Origin of the sequence: Segatella copri (assembly GCF_051861805.1) — a bacterium.
GTDB lineage: Bacteria > Bacteroidota > Bacteroidia > Bacteroidales > Bacteroidaceae > Prevotella > Prevotella copri_M.
The window spans coordinates 278,166-295,744 of record NZ_CP146520.1; the positions used below are offsets into that span (position 1 = coordinate 278,166).

General features: G+C 47.3%; 14 protein-coding genes. 2 read left to right on the forward strand and 12 right to left on the reverse strand.

Going from position 1 to position 17,579, the window contains the following annotated elements; all coding sequences use genetic code 11:
- Nucleotides 1-13: 13 nt before the first annotated feature.
- The 11 genes from V8Z93_RS01100 to V8Z93_RS01150 all read right to left on the reverse strand — a co-directional run bounded on the left by V8Z93_RS01100 (nt 14) and on the right by V8Z93_RS01150 (nt 15,040).
- The gene (locus V8Z93_RS01100) at nt 14-1,201 is read right to left on the reverse strand and encodes a BACON domain-containing protein (protein ID WP_439432118.1); all 1,188 of its coding nucleotides are present in this window, start codon (nt 1,199-1,201) and stop codon (nt 14-16) included.
- Between the two features lie 9 nt (nt 1,202-1,210).
- Complete coding sequence (locus V8Z93_RS01105; RefSeq protein WP_439432119.1) at nt 1,211-2,485, reverse strand: DUF4302 domain-containing protein; 1,275 nt, start codon at nt 2,483-2,485, stop codon at nt 1,211-1,213.
- Between the two features lie 9 nt (nt 2,486-2,494).
- Nucleotides 2,495-3,391 carry a zinc-binding metallopeptidase gene (locus tag V8Z93_RS01110; RefSeq protein WP_203051627.1) on the reverse strand — a complete coding sequence of 299 codons (897 nt, stop codon included), beginning with the start codon at nt 3,389-3,391 and terminating at the stop codon, nt 2,495-2,497.
- Nucleotides 3,392-3,415: 24 nt separating this feature from the next.
- Nucleotides 3,416-4,993 (reverse strand): RagB/SusD family nutrient uptake outer membrane protein, encoded by a 1,578-nt coding sequence (locus V8Z93_RS01115; protein WP_439432120.1) that lies wholly within the window; start codon nt 4,991-4,993, stop codon nt 3,416-3,418.
- An 18-nt stretch (nt 4,994-5,011) separates the two neighbouring features.
- Nucleotides 5,012-8,317, reverse strand: coding sequence for a SusC/RagA family TonB-linked outer membrane protein (locus V8Z93_RS01120; protein WP_439432121.1), 3,306 nt, complete (start codon nt 8,315-8,317; stop codon nt 5,012-5,014).
- A gap of 294 nt (nt 8,318-8,611) precedes the next feature.
- Nucleotides 8,612-9,172, reverse strand: coding sequence for a DUF5675 family protein (locus V8Z93_RS01125; protein ID WP_439432122.1), 561 nt, complete (start codon nt 9,170-9,172; stop codon nt 8,612-8,614).
- A 71-nt stretch (nt 9,173-9,243) separates the two neighbouring features.
- Complete coding sequence (locus V8Z93_RS01130) at nt 9,244-11,070, reverse strand: hypothetical protein (RefSeq protein WP_439432123.1); 1,827 nt, start codon at nt 11,068-11,070, stop codon at nt 9,244-9,246.
- A 272-nt stretch (nt 11,071-11,342) separates the two neighbouring features.
- Nucleotides 11,343-12,425 (reverse strand): BRO family protein, encoded by a 1,083-nt coding sequence (locus tag V8Z93_RS01135; RefSeq protein WP_439432124.1) that lies wholly within the window; start codon nt 12,423-12,425, stop codon nt 11,343-11,345.
- 278 nt (nt 12,426-12,703) lie between these two features.
- Complete coding sequence (locus V8Z93_RS01140; protein ID WP_439432125.1) at nt 12,704-13,405, reverse strand: hypothetical protein; 702 nt, start codon at nt 13,403-13,405, stop codon at nt 12,704-12,706.
- A gap of 314 nt (nt 13,406-13,719) precedes the next feature.
- Complete coding sequence (locus V8Z93_RS01145; protein ID WP_439432126.1) at nt 13,720-14,589, reverse strand: Rpn family recombination-promoting nuclease/putative transposase; 870 nt, start codon at nt 14,587-14,589, stop codon at nt 13,720-13,722.
- A 58-nt stretch (nt 14,590-14,647) separates the two neighbouring features.
- Nucleotides 14,648-15,040, reverse strand: coding sequence for a hypothetical protein (locus tag V8Z93_RS01150; RefSeq protein ID WP_439432127.1), 393 nt, complete (start codon nt 15,038-15,040; stop codon nt 14,648-14,650).
- A gap of 519 nt (nt 15,041-15,559) precedes the next feature.
- Here V8Z93_RS01150 and V8Z93_RS01155 point away from each other — a divergent pair.
- Both V8Z93_RS01155 and V8Z93_RS01160 read left to right on the forward strand, forming a co-directional pair.
- The gene (locus V8Z93_RS01155) at nt 15,560-16,186 is read left to right on the forward strand and encodes an HU family DNA-binding protein (RefSeq protein ID WP_439432128.1); all 627 of its coding nucleotides are present in this window, start codon (nt 15,560-15,562) and stop codon (nt 16,184-16,186) included.
- 99 nt (nt 16,187-16,285) lie between these two features.
- The gene (locus V8Z93_RS01160; protein WP_299331184.1) at nt 16,286-16,381 is read left to right on the forward strand and encodes a smalltalk protein; all 96 of its coding nucleotides are present in this window, start codon (nt 16,286-16,288) and stop codon (nt 16,379-16,381) included.
- Nucleotides 16,382-16,566: 185 nt separating this feature from the next.
- Here the strand turns inward: V8Z93_RS01160 and V8Z93_RS01165 are convergent, their stop codons facing one another.
- The gene (locus V8Z93_RS01165; RefSeq protein WP_439432129.1) at nt 16,567-16,989 is read right to left on the reverse strand and encodes a hypothetical protein; all 423 of its coding nucleotides are present in this window, start codon (nt 16,987-16,989) and stop codon (nt 16,567-16,569) included.
- Nucleotides 16,990-17,579 lie beyond the last annotated feature (590 nt).

Below are 17,579 nucleotides of genomic sequence, written 5' to 3' on the forward strand. Positions count from 1 at the left end.
TATTTTATTAAGTTTATTTTATGATAGATGATTTGCGATACGACTGCCATACTGCAAGCTTGGCTGCCATACTGCTGGCAGATGGACCCATCTGGCGAGCCAGAGCTGGAGCCTGACGCTTCGCAGAAGATGCATCACCGCCCTTTGGTATATCCATGAGGAATGGCTGTACCATCCAACCCTGATCGAGCACGTAGTTAGACTTGGAAGGACTCTTCGCCTTGAACACCTGCAGAATCATAGCCAGGAAGTTACCCGACTGGTTTTTGATATTATAGGCTGTACCGCCAAAGAATCCGTAAGTGCCATACTGCTTACTATACTTGAATGTGGCAGAAATAACTCCAGACTCTGAGCCCATGTAGTAAGCGCCATCCTCGTCGAGGAAGGTATCGTAGATAAAGTACTTACCCACCTTACCCAGGCACTGGCTGCTGCGGGTCTCCACGCTACCTGTTTTCTCATTCACAGTGATTGGGAATACCAGTCCCATTTCAGGAATAGAAAGCTCGGTGCGGCTCAATGTAGCATGCACGGTCTGCTGCTCCAGCTTGTCATCCTCGTTGAAATCGTAGTAAGAATAAACATACTCGCCGGCAATATCCTTGTCGAAGTCAAACTGCTTCACCACGAAAGAGTCGGTAACGGCTGCCACCTGATACTTGATATAGTCGGCACGCAGATGACCTGTAGTATTCTCACTGAGCGATACCTTCAATTCCTTGCTCACTGTATCAACCGAAGCCTTTGCCCACTCAGGAGCATAGATAACCTTCACATCAGCGTTGGAATTGTATGCCTTCACGAACTCCGTAGCCTCGTCGCTGCTGAAAATCATATCAGCCTTGTTCATCTCGAGCACCAGGCCATACTGAGAAACATTGATTACCACAGAGTCAGCCTCTGTCTTCTTGATAACCAGCTTGGCGTTGCGCGACTGGCGTGAGTCGTTGGCAAGAGCCGCCAGCTTCACGGTGCTGCCCTCAATGCTGGCGCTGAGCCATGAAGGCTCGTCGGTGTAAGCCTTGGCAGGAGTACAGTCCACGGTTACTTCACCCTCGCTGGCATTAGGTCCGAGCGAAGTCTGGGCAGAGAGCACGTTGATGGTGCTCTCAGCCACAGCCTGATAATCGCTATCGCTGCTGCATGAGGCCATCAGCCCCATGGCAGCCATACCTATTATATATATAGATTTCTTCATCTTACTTGATTATTTGTTTGGAGTCAAATTAGAAAGATAATACCATTCGATGACAAACACGTACTGGTTGTTCTCCTTGATAGGCTCTCCTTTTGCGGTACAAGCCAGGGCAACGAATGTATCAGAAGCATAGCCCTCAGAAGCCAAGGTTCCATCGTCCTCGAAGTCACCTTCCTGAGATACGCCGTGCCATACCACGTTCATACCACCCTGTCCGAGCAACATTCCCTTATTCAGGTCGGCGTTCATCAGCCACAAGGCAGGATATCTGCCGCTAGGGTCATCAATCAGCTGAGAAGGCAGGTTGAGGGCACCCGTCTCCGGGTTGAAGCTCAATCCGATATTATAGGTATATCCGCCAGCGGTGAATGTACCCTTCAGCATGTTCTCCTGGTCTTCCACCTTCGAGATGGTCATATCGCAGGAGCCCTGCATGGCTGAAAGTGTCCAGTTGCCTACCCAGGTATCGATGCCAGGAGCATAGGAATTCAAGGTCAGATTCTCGTTGTCCTTTGCTGTCAACACACCTGCCTTGCTTACCAGGAAGTCCTGTGCCTTATCCTCACCCAGAGCCACAGGCTCGTTAACGGCATGGATACCGGTAGGAGTAACATAGAAAGGCTGCTCTACCATCTGTCCGTCGGCAGTGCGCGAAAGAATGCGGCGTGTGGCGGAGTTAATCTCCACCATCTTGCTGGCATCCGAAGAATTGCCCACGCTGTAGTTCACGCCCAGGCGCTTCTGCACGTCGGCGATGCTGTCCAGATAGGAAGTCCAGTCTACGCCGTCAGCCATGCGGGTGAATACCATCTCGTTCTCCCACTTCTTACCTTTTACGAAGATGCTGTCGTCGGTAAGCTTGGTAATCACGAACTCCCAGTCGCCCTGCTCACCTTCTATATTACCGTATGTAGGCTCTCCCAGGAAGTGGAAGATGTCGTTATAGGTGTTGAAAGAGAGCACAGGTCCCATGCTGCGGTCAACGGTATAACTGGATGTGGCACGCTCGGTAGGTGCAGCAACGGCTGTATCGCCAGCCACGGTCACCTTGCCATTGGCAAACTTCATGAGGAAGGTGTAGCCGCCACCGGTCATTCCCTTGCCTGTGAAATAATGAAGCTGCCATCCGTTCTCAGAAGATTCCAGAATCTTCTGGGTATTCTCAACGGTGCTCTCGATGCGGTTGGCAGCCGACTCGTCGAAGAATTCCTTGTCATCGTGCAGACACGACTGCAAGCTCATGCTGCCCAACAAGCAAACGATAGCTATAAATATATGTTTCATAAATCTATTCTATTTTAAATGTTCCAAATCCAAAGAACTCAACTCACTGCCTCTGCGCAGGATGGCTGCACGCAGCACATCGATATCCACATTCCATGAATCCTGCATGTAGTTTCTCACGATGTTAAGCTTCTGGTTCAATGCAGATACAGCCTCGTCGCCACCTACCTTCTGGGCATCGTCGAGGATAGCCTGCCACTGCTCAGGAGTATAAGTGATATAGGTAGACAGCATCTCGGCAAAGTCCTCCAGGCCCTCTGACATGGCGTATGGGGTAACAAAGCCCTTGCCGTGAGCCACAGAATCTGCTATCTGATACCAGTTACCACTCACATAGCCCGACTCGGTAATCTTGTTATAAGATGTGTCGTAAGGCTTCTTCTGGTTCAGGATGTGGGTGAACTCGTGGTGCATGGTGTGGAAGTAATACTGAGTCATCGATGCATAGCTCTCAAGCATGGCATCGGTCAGGTTGTTCACCATGTAGAGTGTTACCTTCAAGCCGCCCTCGGCAGTACCCAATACCATGGTTCCGTTGCTGTTGTAAGCCGGACTACCGATCAGGTGGATTACTCTTGGCACATTGTGCTTCACGAAATCAGGGCCCAGCACCTCGGCGTATGAATCGAGCCAGAGATACTTGATGATGATAGCCAGCTTGGCAGACTTTGCCGAGTCGGCTGGAGTCAGGGTATAAGTATAGTCAGACTCGATGTCCTCCATCTTATACTTGAAATCGATGTTGTAAGGACTGGTGTAGTTCTTCTGCAACCACAAGTCCAGGCTGTCTCTCTGTGGAGAGGTGACAGGGAAGATGGTTGGATCGTCCGGGGCATTGTCTGAGCAAGACACGAAGCCCAGGCCCATCACCAATGCCAACATCAACATATATATATTATGTTTCATTTCTTACTATTACTTTATGTTTTTTTACTTATTGCGAGGGTTTGGTGTAACACCCGCAGTGATTACATCCTGTGGCAACTGGATGGCGAGACGTGGGTCGCGTGCCTCCATGGTGTCGGTGATGTCTGTAATCTTGTAGTTGCTCTTCACGTCACGGCGATAGATAGTGATGCCGTAGCGCTTCACATCCTGCATGCGCAAGCCCTCGTGAACTGTCATGATTCGGCGCAGGTGAAGGATGCACTGCAGCATAGGCTCCTCTGTATCCTTGTCGATGGCGAAGCTGGTATGGAATGCCTTGCGTGGAGTTGGCTTCTCAGGAGTGTAATAAGCGGTAACAGCGTCGCTGTAGAACTTCTTCACGTCATCCAGGGTAAGCTGCACGCCTGTCTTTGAGAAGGCAGCCAACTCGGTGTTCAAATCGTTCAGAGCCTCCGCATAATGACCGAGCAATGCCTGTGCCTCTGCTCTTACGAGCAGGGTCTCATCGGCTGTAAACTCTGCATATACTGCGTGAGGAGTACCGATACCTGCCTGGATATCACTATACTCAAAATCGTAAGGAATCTTACGTACGATATACTTTGAAAGAGATGCATTAGAGAACACGGTGTAGTTGAACACCTTGTCGCTGATTCCCCAAGGACCTTCTGACTGAACGGTTTCCTTGGTTGCTACGATGGCACTGTGTGCATACTTGTCACCATACTGGAACGGACCTCCGATGGCTCCCCATTCAGAAGCAACCACCTGCAGCAGCAGGTTTGTCTTCACAGATGAGTCGATGTAGGCATTAGGCTGAATCTGCTTGTTGGCAGAAAGAGCACCCCAGGTGTTCCAGTCTCTCAGCATACCCTTGGCGTTGCTGCCCAACACCTTGTTGGCATACTCCACAGCCTTGTCATACTTCTGGTAATAGAGGTAGAAACGGGCTGCGAAAGCGGCTGCTGATGTAGATGTGAAGTGGAACTTTGGCTTGTCGTAGGTAGAACCTACCAGCTTCAAGCCTTCCTGCAAATCCTTGTCAATCTTGGCATAGAGTTCGGCAAGGGTACCACGGTCGTACTTCACGTGTACATTGGTCTCAACCACCTCTGGGTAAGGAAGGCCCAGGTCTGTGGCTGCAGTGGTCTCGTCGTAAGCCATGCAGAATACGTTAGCCAACTGGAACATGGCATAGGCACGGCACAGGAGAGCCTCACCCTTCTGAGCAGAATAAGAGCTCTGGTCTGCCTGACTGCTGATGTGTTCCAAAGCGATATTGGCTGTGGTGATGGCATCATAGTAGGTTGACCAGTAAGTAGAAGGAGCCTCGTAATCACTGGTTTCTGTAATGTCGTCCCATTCGTATGCCTGCTGCTGGAAACGACTGGCAGCATCCCAACCGGTATTCAGGTTACAATCGGTATTGTCAGAATACATCTCCAGCAGATAGGCTGGATGTACCTGTGGGTAGGCATTAACCAGGAGCTTCGACACATCAGTAGGGCTCTGCAGGTCCAGACGGCTATCTGGCTGCTTGTCCAGATAATCGTTGCAGGAAGTCATGCCAGCCGACAGTGCCAACGCTACAATGGCAATATATAATTTCTTTATTTTCATTTTTATTTTCTACAATAATTAAAGTCCAAGTTTCAATGTAAGAGTAAACTGCTTTGGCATTGGCGAAGCCACACCACCCGCATTCATGAACTCAGGATCCTGACCGTTCAGCTTCTTGTCTGCATAGAGCAGCATGAGGTTGGTAGCCTGAAGCTTCAATGAGATGTTGTTCACTGGTGAGTTCTCCAACCAGCGGTGTGGGAAGTCGTATGCCAGTGAAATCTCCTTCAGGCGGATGAAGTCACCCTTGGCTGTGCGAACAGAAGTATAGTTGTAAGCATTGTAGGCAGTGCTCAGCAATGTACGGTTCTGCTCATACTCATAACGGCTCACTACACCAGGCACATTGGTAACATTCTCATCACCAGGCTGCATCCAGCGGTTCTTGAAATCGTGGTTCATTGATGTCAAGTCGTTATACTTGGCTTTGAAAACCGGGTCAAGACGCACCACGTTGCCGAAGGCGTATGTAAGGAACAGGTTCAGATGGAAACCCTTATAATTAAAGGTGTTACCCAGGGAACCATTGTAGATAGGGTCTGTAGAACCCTCGTAAATCAGATAGTCTGTATTGTCACGCTCCTGGAAGTTGAGGTCACCCACGGTAGCCTGGCCCTTCTCGTTGATGCATACAGGATTGCCCTTCTCGTTGATGCCCACGAATGGGATTGAGAACAAGGCACGGGCTGGATAACCCTGCTTCGCAAAACCGTTACCCTGTACCAGGTCGATGACGCGACCCTGATTGTAGAGGTCGGTAATCTCTGTGCGGTTGTGAGAGTAAATCAGACTGGTCTGCCAGCTGAAATCATTGGTCTTCACGTTGGTAGAAGAGATGCTCAACTCCTCACCCCATGACTTCATGGAACCCACATTGGCATAGGCTGTGCCATAGAGCTGGGTAACGGTAGGAGCAATCTCATCGAAGTTGCGACGCTGATATACATCGAATGTAACGTTCAGACGGTTGTTGAAGAAACCAGCATCCACACCGAAGTTGAACTCGTGCTTCTTCTCGTAGGTAAGCTCGTCATTACCGAGTGCTGCTACCACGAATCCCAACTCCTTGTCGGTAGTAGTAGGACGGTAAGGAGTATTCATAGAGAGCTTGGTGAGCGCATTGCAGTAAGATGCATCAGGAGGAGTACCTGTCAAACTGTAAGACACACGGAAGGTGAGGCTTGACAATGGCTTGAGCTTAGGGAAGAAGCTCTCCTCGTGTACGTTCCAGGCACCAGATACGTTCCATGTAGGCATCCAACGTGCCTTGGTGGTACGGCCCATCTGGTTAGAACCCTCGTAGCGAAATGTTCCGTTCACTACATACTTTCCGTTGAACGAATAAGTGGCATTGGCATAGAATGCCGCACTGCGTGAATCGGTGTTGCGCAGGCTGTAGTAGTTGGAGTTCTCCTGATCCAGCTTCTTGAAGTAGAGATACTCAAAGTAAGCTGTCTCGCCACGGTAGTTCATGCCCCAACCGTTAAACCAGCTGCGGTTACGGCTGATGCTGGTAGTCTCGAGACCACCGAAGAGGTTGACGATGTGCTTATGCGCAAAAGTATGGTTGTAGTTGGCTGTGGCACGGAAGTCATAGTCCAACATACGGTTCTCTGTGCGCTGATAGATACCACCCTGCTTCAATACGGATACTGGCAGGGCATAGAGGTCGTCCTTATCAGTGAAGAGCAGCTTGTTGGCATCGCGAATCAGCGAGTTGTCCATGGCGCGGTAAGCCAACGCCTGGTTGGAATCCTCCAGGATGTTGTGCTCCTGCGAAGAAGTGCTGTACTTGATGGCACCCAGTGTAGAAAGCTCCAGATCCTTGAAAGGCTTCCACTTCAACTCCAGCTGGAACTTGGCATCAGCCACGTTCAGGTCGATGTAGTTGCTCTCCAGCTCATGCAGGATGTTGAATGCTGCATAGTTGGCATGATAATATGTATAAGGATCCAGCGCACGGGATGTGTTCAGGGCGTAAGAGTATGGGTTGATATCGAAGTCACGCTTCACCTGACCTGATACCACGTCCACATCCTGTCCCAGAGTACCTGGAGCTCTCTGCTTACGGTAAGAGCCGCCACCAATCAGGTTGACAGAGAGATTATCCAGAATATGATGGGTCATATTCATGCTCACGGTATAACGGTTCACCTTGCTGTCCTTGTACCATCCTGGGTCAACCATGGCAGAAAGTGAAGCGTAGTAGTTACTCTTCTCGGTACCGCCGCTCAAGCTAACAGAGTGGTTCTGCATGATGGCAGAAGAGAAAAGCTGCTTAAACCAGTTGGTATTGCGATACTCTGCCTGCTGCAGGTAGGCATTCTGAGCCTCCTGGGTGTTGGCGAGACCAAACATACCCGTGGTACTATTATAGGTATTGATCAGCTCATACATCTTTCCATATACTCCATAGTCGCTGCCATTGAGGATATCAGAAAGATTGAGCCATCCCTTATCCTTCAGCTCCTTGTAGATGGCCATCTGGTCCTGAGAGTTGAGAATATCGAAATTGCCGTAAGATGGAATCAGACGGGTAGTAAACTCACCGGTATAGTTCAGATGAGCCTGTCCCTGCTTACCCTTCTTGGTAGTAACGACGATGACACCTGCCATCGCGCGCGCACCATAAATAGATGTAGCAGAACCATCCTTCAGAATCTGGAAGCTTTCGATATCATCAGAGTTCAATCCTGCGATGGCAGAAGAAATCAGGGTCTCCGGATCACCAGAAGCCAGGTCATCGGCACTCACATCGGATACGTCCTCCATGATAACGCCATCCACCACCCAAAGAGGCTTGGATGAACCATAGATAGATGTTGCACCACGCACACGGATTTTCGGAGCAGAACCAAAGGTACCACTCACGTTCTGCACGGATACACCGGCAGCACGACCCTCCAGAGAGCGGCTGATGTCGGCAACACCATTCAATTTAGCTTCCTCGGCGTTTACGCGGTCGGTAGCACCGGTAAACAAACGTCGGTCTGTTTTCTGCAAACCAGTCACAACCACTTCCTGCAACTGCGCTTCAGGACGAAGCACCACCTTCATGTTGGCAGCGGCAGCCAATGTCTGACTTTTCATTCCCACGTAGCTAAACACGAGTTTAGTTCCGTTAGGAACATTCAGCTTAAATTTACCGTCAATATCCGTGACTGTACCCTTACTGGCAGCTCCTCCTGAAATCAGGACAGAGGCACCGATAATCGGTTCATTGTCATCCGCAGATATTACGGTTCCAGATACGTCAATCTGGGCAAACGCAGCTCCGATGCTCATCAAGAGACAAACAAAGAAGAGCGAGAGTCTTTTTTCCATAATTTCTCGTCTTATTTTAAAATTATTATGTAATAATGTGATATCGGCTGCAAAATTACAATAAAAATATGAAATATTATCTTTTTTTGCATAAAATCTGCAAAAATATGCGTTTTTTCATATTTTTAGTAAGAAAAAAAGGAAAAATAATAAAAAATAGATAGTATAAGGCCATGATAAGGCTACAAAGTAAAAGCGAGTGCAGTGTCACTTTTTACACTGCACTCGCAAGAACACTAAAAGATATGGTACAAATATATCAGATAATGGTTATCCTGATATTCTTTTCCTGCATCAGATGATGGTTATCCAGATGTCCTCCTCCTTCTGCTGCGCCTCATTCATTTTCTTCATCAACCGATGCAGCCAGATGCGGGAGTTCACCACCATGCCCTTCACCCTGTTCTCGCCCACCAGAATGCAGCCCTGGGTATCTTCCGCCTTGTTGCCGGCATGGATGCGGATGCCCTCGAAGCCCGGCACGCCCATCAGATAAGGCAGCCACTTCTTGAACTTCTGAGACATGGTGATGAACACATGATACGTGCCCTCGGGGATGGCGGTATGCCCCGGAATCTTTCTCGCCACCTTGCCGCTCACTCGGCTATACTTGCTGTTCTCCTCCTCGGGCGATAGCTTGATGCCCTTCAGGTTGCGCCACGTAGGCTCCAGCGTATCGCAGAAGTAAGTATCCTGGGATAGCAACTTCATATCGAAGGTATGTTCAAAACTGCACTTGTCGCCGGCATTCTTGCCGCTATGCACCTTGTGCTTCACGTCACCATCGGCCAACAGATAAAGTCGGCCGATGGTATAATCATTCTTCTTGGCAATTCTCTTTAAAACAATCTCCATGATAATGTATAATTAATAATGTATAATTAATAATGTGGAACTATCAACTATAAACTTTTAACTATTAACTCTTAACTTTCAATCCCCCCATCCTTTCTGAATTTCAGTTTAATGAAGCAATCTGAACTGTAAGAACTGTAAGAACTGTAAGAACCGTCAGGTGTTCCGCCTGATGTTCCGCCAGATGCACCGCCTTGATTTCCAGCTTTTCTACGCTCAATATAGCCTCGATGCGCCCAGGCATACAGCATGTTCTTGGTGCCGTCGGCACTCAAGCCGTTCTTCTGGCGAACCTCCACAGCCTGCTGATACATAAACTCATCGGGCAACTGCTGCAGCAGATTGCTGGGACCATGACTCGTACTCTTCTCGGCACTCGTCGACGCCGTCTTGATGCCATCCTCAAAGAATCGCATCTTGCAATACAGGTCATACTGCTCGCTCCAGCGGATAAACTCCTCTATCTCAGGCTCCCATCTGAACCCATTAGCCACGTAAAGCACGCACGCCTTCAGATAACCTATCACATTGCCACGGAAGGTGAAATTCTCGTAGATTCGGTTCTGCGACAGACGCGAAAACTCGGCATTCTCATCCTTCAGTTTCATGGCAAGACTGAAAGCCTCCGGGCAGTCCACCAGTCCCGAAGCCTTGCAAAGATTCTCGATGTACGGCCTCAACTGTGCCCTGAACTCATCGTCGTAGTTGCCGTAGATGGGAATATCCTCGCCGATGAGACGCTCGGGGATGGTGCAGAAGTTGATACGGCTGATAGGACCATCCGTCAATACCTTCGAGAAATAACGCTTGCCCTTCTCGATGGTGGTGGAAGCATTCCAGTTAAAACGGATGGTAACACGCTCCGTAACACTCTGCAAACCCACTCGTGTTTGTCCATATTCATTACCTGGGTCGAAGGCGAGACACATGATGCGGAAGTGCTGGTTGCCGATGCCTTTCAGGGCGTCAAACTGCTCTATCTCGTTGAGCGAGGTATAGAGAAAGTGCCCCTGTGCCTCGGCGGTACGCATCACGAAAGCCGGATTGGTCATGTCGGCATCAATGGTCTGGATAATCAGATTTTCGGGACGCTTGCGCTTATCCTTGTTGGCGCCCTTGCGCATCAGTTCATCCTTCCACTCCTTTTCACGCTTCAGGTTTTCCATATCACGCTTACGGATATCCTCCATAATCATCGAAATCGGCATCTGCACGCAGCTCTTACCTGCGCCCGTACCAGCTAACAGACAGCACATTAGCGTAGCTTCATGCTCCACATTATCAATGTATCTGAATCTCGTCTTCCAGAGGTGTGTGGCCAGAGGAGGGAAGATGGCATGTGCCACGGCAGGCTTGTAGATATCCGGAGTCTGGGATACCAGGAGCTCTACCAGCTTGGGAAGTTTCTTGGGCATGGGTGGCGGAGCAGGATACTCATCGTCGTCGTTACTTTGAGCATTGAACTTGGAACTTTGAACTTTATGATTACCCGCCAGTTGATAGGCGGCATCCCCCATAACAGTACCACCTACCAAGCCGCTGGCAGCCTTCTCTGCCGTGGCATTGATACGAATCACATCACGCGAGAAAGGCTTGGAGCTATCCCCATATTTCGCATAGAAGTCATGAATCAGCTGGTGGCAGTCTCGCTCATTATAATAGCTCGGCATTTTCTTAGCCACCACCTTCATCAGCTCGTCCTCGCTCATCACTCTAGATGCTCCTGCGCTCATAATAGCGAGCAGAGAGGAATGTCTAGACCCCACGGTATCGATATCCATTCCGCTCAATCCCGCTGCCTCCTTGAAGAGTTCGAAAGCTATGAGATTCTTCTCACTTGCGGAATTTTCATTCATCGGATTTCCATTCATCGGATTTTCTTCATCATTTTTCTTCATCGGATTACACGGAGGAATCGGAACATTCTTGCTTCCCGGATTACGCACGGAATTTAAACGGATTTGGCCTTACGGCCATTGGGCTAGCGCCGTATAGGCTAGCTTGCGATTGCCCAGTAATAGCTAGCTTTTTCCAGCTGTAGGGGGTATCGCCACGACCGTCAGGTCGAGTTTCCGTTTAAAATCCGTGAGTAATCCGAGGAAGGTGGTTTAGGTTCCGTTTATTCCGCGTAATCCGATGAATAATAGATGAATAATAAATAATTAATAATTTATCCCAGATTCTTCACCTCATACATTTCTGCGAGTTCCCAGAAACGATGCACCAGGTCGTGGATAAACTTTCTGCCCTTCTCGGTCCATACCAAGTAAGTGCTCGTCACCACTTTGCCCACCTTACGCTTCGTTCCGTCGCCCGCAGACGCCATAAAGGCACGATACTTGGTTCGGCTCTTCGCCAACCCCATGTGCGCATACTCCGCATAGAGCATATACTGTCCGCTCTGGTAATACTGCACATGCAGGGAACAGAGCGAGCGGTTCAGCTCCTGCGCCGTGATACCCAGCTCCTTCGCCACCTGGGTGGTGGAGAAGCACGAAACGGAATCCAGCACATTATCCGAGTACATCGCCTTTGGCAGAAGTCCGTCCACCTGACGCTCCAGAGCCACCACATTCTGTCCCTGGATAGCCATGCGAACCATCTGGTCGTTCACCTCCTCGTTGAGGCGATGAATCTCCTCATCCTGTTCGCCGATAAGCTTCTTGTCAAGTCCCATCTGCACTTCCTGATCATGCAGCAGCTCCTTCTGCTTCTCCAGCAGCGCCTCCTTTTCCTTCAGGGTAGCACGGAGAATCTGTTCGGCATTGCGAATCATCTCCTCCTCGCTCTCCCCCTCATTCACCGGGATATAACCGCCCGTCTTGCGAATCTGCGGCAGCACCACCGAGGTAACCCAATCCTTGAACATCAGAGCCGATGGCAGTTTGGACCCGAGCACCAAGGCATAGAAGCCGCTCTCGTTAACGAAGATCATCTGCGTTAAACGTTTGGCAGGAGTTCCATCCTTCTTTTTTCCCACCTCTACCCATACGCAGCGTTTCGCTGCATCATGTGGGTTAACATGCTGTTTTACAGCTAAATCCGCTCTTTTATATCCCAGTGCATCACACAAATCCTTAGCGCAGAACCAAGGTTCTCCCTTCTCATCAGTAGCCGTGCGAACCATTCCGAACTCCGGATTTTCAAACACAAATACCGGTGCCGCCTTCTTATTATTAGAAGACTGTGCACCACACTTGGCAGAGCCAGCAGCCTTGCTGCCCTCCGCCTTCTGATTCATTGATTTCATCATAACGAATAAAATTTAATGTAAATAAAAAATAGGAATTAAAAAATTGTATCAGCCTTGTCAAAGAACGATGGGCTGATACGCTGCGCCAACTACAACATGGCACGAAATCTATGCCAGCAACCTGGCGATAGGAAACGGAAAAGCCCCGAATCCCAGAACACGGCTCGTTCTGAAATCCGGGGCAAAAGTACGACAAAAACCGATACGAGCCAAACAAATAACCCTGCGGTTATTTCGAGGGTTATAAAGTTATAACGAGAGTTATTTCTGAGCCGTTTTCAGGCTACTTTTCCTTCCTTTTCCAACAGTTTTTTCAAGCAATCCACCACGTTGACCATAGCGTCATAAGGCTTCTTTTTCACATTTCCCATCGGAACGAACTTCCATTTCTCGTATGGCTTCATATAACAATCCGAATTGCTGATCTGTTTCAAATCTCCCTGTGTCACCTTCACTCTGAAGGATGCCGGATGAATCTTCTTGATCCATTTACAGAAACCAAGATAGTCATTTTCTCCAATAAGTTGCATATCCGCAGCCACTCTAAACACGGCTATCCAGTGGCGCTGAATCTTGAATATGTAATGGTTGGATGCATCTACAGATTCCATCAGCTGGTCGAGGGCATGAGCGAATTCCTGCTCAGATATGCGCTTTGGGTTCAAATCGCCATTTCGGGCTTTCATGAACTTATCAAACTCATCCAGGTTATGTGCGTGCGCATCTATACGTGCTATTTCCTCTTCTTCGTTAAGACCTTGTCTACGATAAAATTCCATCAACACACATTTACAATTCATAGCCAAATCGTAGTCACGAGAAGTGCTAATCATCACGTCGGTTAAAGCATGCATGGCGTTATGCACCACTTCTTTGTCATGTTCTGTATCATTCAGATGTTTATTCAGAGTCTCTCTTAAATCATCATCTTCAGGTTGTTGGTACAGGTCTTCGTCTTCAAGTAAAAAATCTTCTGACATAATATTATATTTTTTAGGTTATACAAAGCCCCGCTTAGCGAGAGCGTTCACTCTGCTAAGCGGGGCTTGCGTTCTGATTGTATTTTATGTTGTTATATTTTAACTGAGGTTTTCTGTCTTCATCAGTTTTTGTTTATTCTATGCATTACTTCACCAATAACTTCTGCCATCACACTACTCGCAGTCATGATCATCATGACTACCAAAACAACGAAAGATTTTACCCGTCAGGCGCTCCGGCAGATTTTAATCCGGCGGAGCACCTGACGGGTAACTTATACTAAGAGAAACGACTAGTGGATAATGTACATACACTACGACTGAAGTTGCTTCAGCTGGTCTTCTGTTAATCCAGTAGCCTGTATGATTTGAGACCAAGACATACCCATTGCTAACAAGTTACGGGCTACTTCCAAACCTTTAGCCAATTCACCTTCTGCTCGACCTTTAGCAATTCCTTTCTCCATTCCTCTCTTCTCATCAAACTTTCTGGTGGCATATATATCACGCATATTCTTGATATCCTCGTCATAAAGCTCAAGTTCCTCGCGGGAAAGCTTGCGGAGGTCGCCTATTTCTGCCAACTTGCGGAAGACTGGATACTTCTCGCTGAATGGCATCTGCTCAAACATGTTCATATTCTTCACTATATAAATCCAACAATCAAATATATCCATACACTCTGCCTCCGTATGCTTGTCGAACAATGGCAGTTGGAGGTATACAATACGCATCCTGTCGGACACTCGCTGGCGTGTCTGCAAATCGGTAAGTACCAAGTCGGTGCGAAATTCCTTTAGTATCGGACTACTCGACACGAAATCCATGAAACACACCGTATAGACTGGAGCCAAGTGATAGTCCCAGATTCCACGAACGCCCTGCTGCACAATGGCACGTGCCGTGTAATACAAAGCCCTGTCGGCAAAGTATTCCTGTTCTTTCTTCTGCATCTCGACGATGACATGCTTGCCCTCGTTTGTGACGCAATAGACATCGAAGACCACACCACGGTCATCGGGGCGCAAGCCAAGTTTTTCGGTCTTGGCAAACGTCACGTCCTTGATTACCAACTCGTCTTCAAACAATCCATTGAGGAATGTTATCAGGCATTCTTTAGTGTCCTCGCTTCCAAAGATTCGCTTGAAAGCCCAATCGACACGTGGATCTATAAATCTTGCCATCTTCTTATGTTTTATATGGTCGTGGACGCAATATTGCTATTCTGCTGCAAAGATAAACTTAAATTTTGAAACAAGCAAGAAAATCGGGAGAAAGTTTCGAAAAAATATGATGGGGGCTTGAAGCCATCAGATTTTTTATCAAGGAAATGAGCGAACAAGATACCTTATAAAGCTTTTGCCCCTTCTGGGCGCAGAGCGAAATGCAATGATACCCAGGGCGATGCCCTGGGCTACGAGCCTTCTGCCCCTTCAGGGCGTGTGGGGCAATCCTTGTTTGATTCTTCTGCCCCTTCAGGGAGTGTGGGGCAATAGAACCTTGCTGATAGCTGTCGTATTGAAAAAACCAGGTTCCAGGCATAAGCCAAAGTTCTGCCTTTAACTTTGTCAAGAAATAACAAAACTTCTTTTGGGGAAAGATGAACTTCAGTTCCTTGATTTCGCTGAAATCCATGCCCCTTACGGTTCTTACAGTTCTGACAGTTCTTACAGTTCTGACAGTTCAAAACTAGGAGGTATATAGGGAACGGGAAGAAAGATTATAGTAATTAATATATTTTAATATATATATATATAATATTATATATATATTAGTTTTCATACTCTACTTTTTTAGGGGGTCAGTTCTGAACTGTCAGAACTGTAAGAACTGTAAGAACTGTAAGATTTGGGGGGAACTGTAAGATTTGGGAAATTGCGAACGATATATATCTTCTTGTCTGGCGAACTATGTTTTTCCGTCAAAAAAAACTATGTTTCCCACGCCGCAAAAATATGAGTTAGCTTTATTAACCAAAACCGGTATCAGCGGCTGCTGAAAATCGCGTCTTATCGCCACCCGATTTTTGGTGGCTTCAGAAAAAAGCCGTACCTTTGCACCCGTCATTCAGAGATACCACCCACACTGGTTTCTCGGAATGGCAAGAGTTAATCAATCATCATTAATCACTAATCATTAATCATTAAAAAGCTTATGGGACAGGGAAACATTAAGTATCGTAAAGTAAAGCGTACTCCTCAGACGGGTGAGAACGCAGGTAAGGAACTCTGGTATGCCACCGTGGTTACCGACAGAGAGATGAACTTCGAGGAGTTCGTGGACCACATCTCTTCGCACAACTCGCCTTACAGCCGAGGCACCGTGCACGGTGTGATGATGGACATGCTCGACTGCTTGAAGGAGCTCATCCTCGACGGCAAGAGCGTTCGTCTCGGCGACCTCGGTCTCTTCTCCATCGGCATGAAATCTCATGGCGAGTTGACCAGAGACAAGGTTTCGGCAGCCAGCGTGGAGGACATCCACTTGATTGTGAGAAACACCCGTAGCTGGAGCAACAGCGAGTTGAAGAAACTCTGCAAGATTACTGCCTACGACAGCTACGGAGCTGAGGGTGCCGATGGCGGCGGAACCAATCCGGGCGGCGGAACCAGCGGAGGCAATACCAGCCAGGGCGGCAGCGGAACCCAGGGCGGAGGTACCTCTGGCGGAACCGGAAGTGAGAACACGGGTCAGGGCGGCGGCTCAGACTCTGGCACGACCGGCGGCGGCACGGGCAGCGGAACTGACAGTGGCGGCGACAACGAGCACATAACCTTGTAGAGTTAGCCCCGAAAGGGGCTTCTCTCCTCGCCTATCACTTCGCAAATATCCTATCACATCACGAAAAATTAATCACTAATCATTAATCACTAAAACAAGATGAAAAAGGAAACATGGAAATTGGTTATTCAGATTTTAATCTCTATTTTGACTGCTGTTGGAACTTCCCTCGGAGTGACAAGCTGCATGAGTTAAGAAACTAAGTACATCTTATTATAGGTCAGCCTTTTCAGGCTGACCTATTTACAAATAAAGCTCCCTTGGCTAGGAAATGCCAAGGGAGCTTATTTATTAATCCCATTTAAGTATAACTATTCGAACCCATTCCAAATTTGAGGACTATAGATTGACGCCATCAAAACAGCATATATCATAGCCTTTTAATCATCATTAAACTCATTGTTCAACTCAATATTTTCAATATAATCATTGGTAATTCTTACTAAATCATCTACATTTTCGGGATAAGTAGTGAAAAGTTTGAAGTACTCCTTAATGGCATTCTCCACCTTCACATCACCAATGGGATTCGCTTTCATGTAATTATCCACATCAAACTGACCATTTCTGACAAAACTGTTGAGAATAACCATTTGTTTATCTACTTCACTCTTAAAATCCTTACCGTGTAAAGGTTTCTGTGCCATCAACACTTCATTATACTCCTGTAACTTTTTTATAGCAAGACTATTAATCTGATTTACAGCAATAGTCTCCGACAAGTCAGTCTCTTCAGTTGAGCAAGATGACATCGCCAACATGATGGTAAACATCATACTAAATAAAAACATAATCTTTTTCATAATCGCAATCGTTTTAAATGATTCATACTTTGTTTAACTGGTGCAAAGGTATTGGTTTTTCCTTTTCCTGCAAAAAACCTTTTCTACGATTCGTCATTCTTACGCTTTCAATCGTCATTTTGATAGCGTAAGCCGTGAAAAGCCTGAACCTAACGATTCAGCCTAAAGATTTAGCCATTCGTAGCGTATTTACCACGATTAACCTGCACAAAAGTTCGCTAATTGATTTGTTTTTTGTACTTTTGCACAAAAAAAATAGAATAGCTATGACAAGAAAAGAATTCTGTATTAAATTAAACAATTTCTGTGATCAGCCAGGAGGTTTTAGACTCGGTTTGATTACTAGCATATTATATGTACTTACCCTACATATTAGTGGTATACACATATTCAATGAGACCACCATTGGATGGATTCTCATTGATCTATGGCTTGAATTTGCTGCATTAGGCATGCTTACTTATCAGTTTTGCCTTTTTTCAACCAAGAGATTCCTGGAAGGAGAAATTACCATCAACAAGATATTGGTATTCTGCCTGATTACATGGTCAATATGCATTCCTATTTGTATATGGTTTGACTGGGCAAGG

Excerpts from the sequence above, each read along its gene's own strand:
- V8Z93_RS01100 (WP_439432118.1), bottom strand. The coding sequence starts at position 1,201 with ATGAAGAAATCTATATATATAATAGGTATGGCTGCCATGGGGCTGATG.
- V8Z93_RS01105 (WP_439432119.1), bottom strand. The coding sequence starts at position 2,485 with ATGAAACATATATTTATAGCTATCGTTTGCTTGTTGGGCAGCATGAGC.
- V8Z93_RS01110 (WP_203051627.1), bottom strand. The coding sequence starts at position 3,391 with ATGAAACATAATATATATATGTTGATGTTGGCATTGGTGATGGGCCTG.
- V8Z93_RS01115 (WP_439432120.1), bottom strand. The coding sequence starts at position 4,993 with ATGAAAATAAAGAAATTATATATTGCCATTGTAGCGTTGGCACTGTCG.
- V8Z93_RS01120 (WP_439432121.1), bottom strand. The coding sequence starts at position 8,317 with ATGGAAAAAAGACTCTCGCTCTTCTTTGTTTGTCTCTTGATGAGCATC.
- V8Z93_RS01125 (WP_439432122.1), bottom strand. The coding sequence starts at position 9,172 with ATGGAGATTGTTTTAAAGAGAATTGCCAAGAAGAATGATTATACCATC.
- V8Z93_RS01130 (WP_439432123.1), bottom strand. The coding sequence starts at position 11,070 with ATGAAGAAAAATGATGAAGAAAATCCGATGAATGGAAATCCGATGAAT.
- V8Z93_RS01135 (WP_439432124.1), bottom strand. The coding sequence starts at position 12,425 with ATGATGAAATCAATGAATCAGAAGGCGGAGGGCAGCAAGGCTGCTGGC.
- V8Z93_RS01140 (WP_439432125.1), bottom strand. The coding sequence starts at position 13,405 with ATGTCAGAAGATTTTTTACTTGAAGACGAAGACCTGTACCAACAACCT.
- V8Z93_RS01145 (WP_439432126.1), bottom strand. The coding sequence starts at position 14,589 with ATGGCAAGATTTATAGATCCACGTGTCGATTGGGCTTTCAAGCGAATC.
- V8Z93_RS01150 (WP_439432127.1), bottom strand. The coding sequence starts at position 15,040 with ATGGATTTCAGCGAAATCAAGGAACTGAAGTTCATCTTTCCCCAAAAG.
- V8Z93_RS01155 (WP_439432128.1), top strand. The coding sequence starts at position 15,560 with ATGGGACAGGGAAACATTAAGTATCGTAAAGTAAAGCGTACTCCTCAG.
- V8Z93_RS01160 (WP_299331184.1), top strand. The coding sequence starts at position 16,286 with ATGAAAAAGGAAACATGGAAATTGGTTATTCAGATTTTAATCTCTATT.
- V8Z93_RS01165 (WP_439432129.1), bottom strand. The coding sequence starts at position 16,989 with ATGAAAAAGATTATGTTTTTATTTAGTATGATGTTTACCATCATGTTG.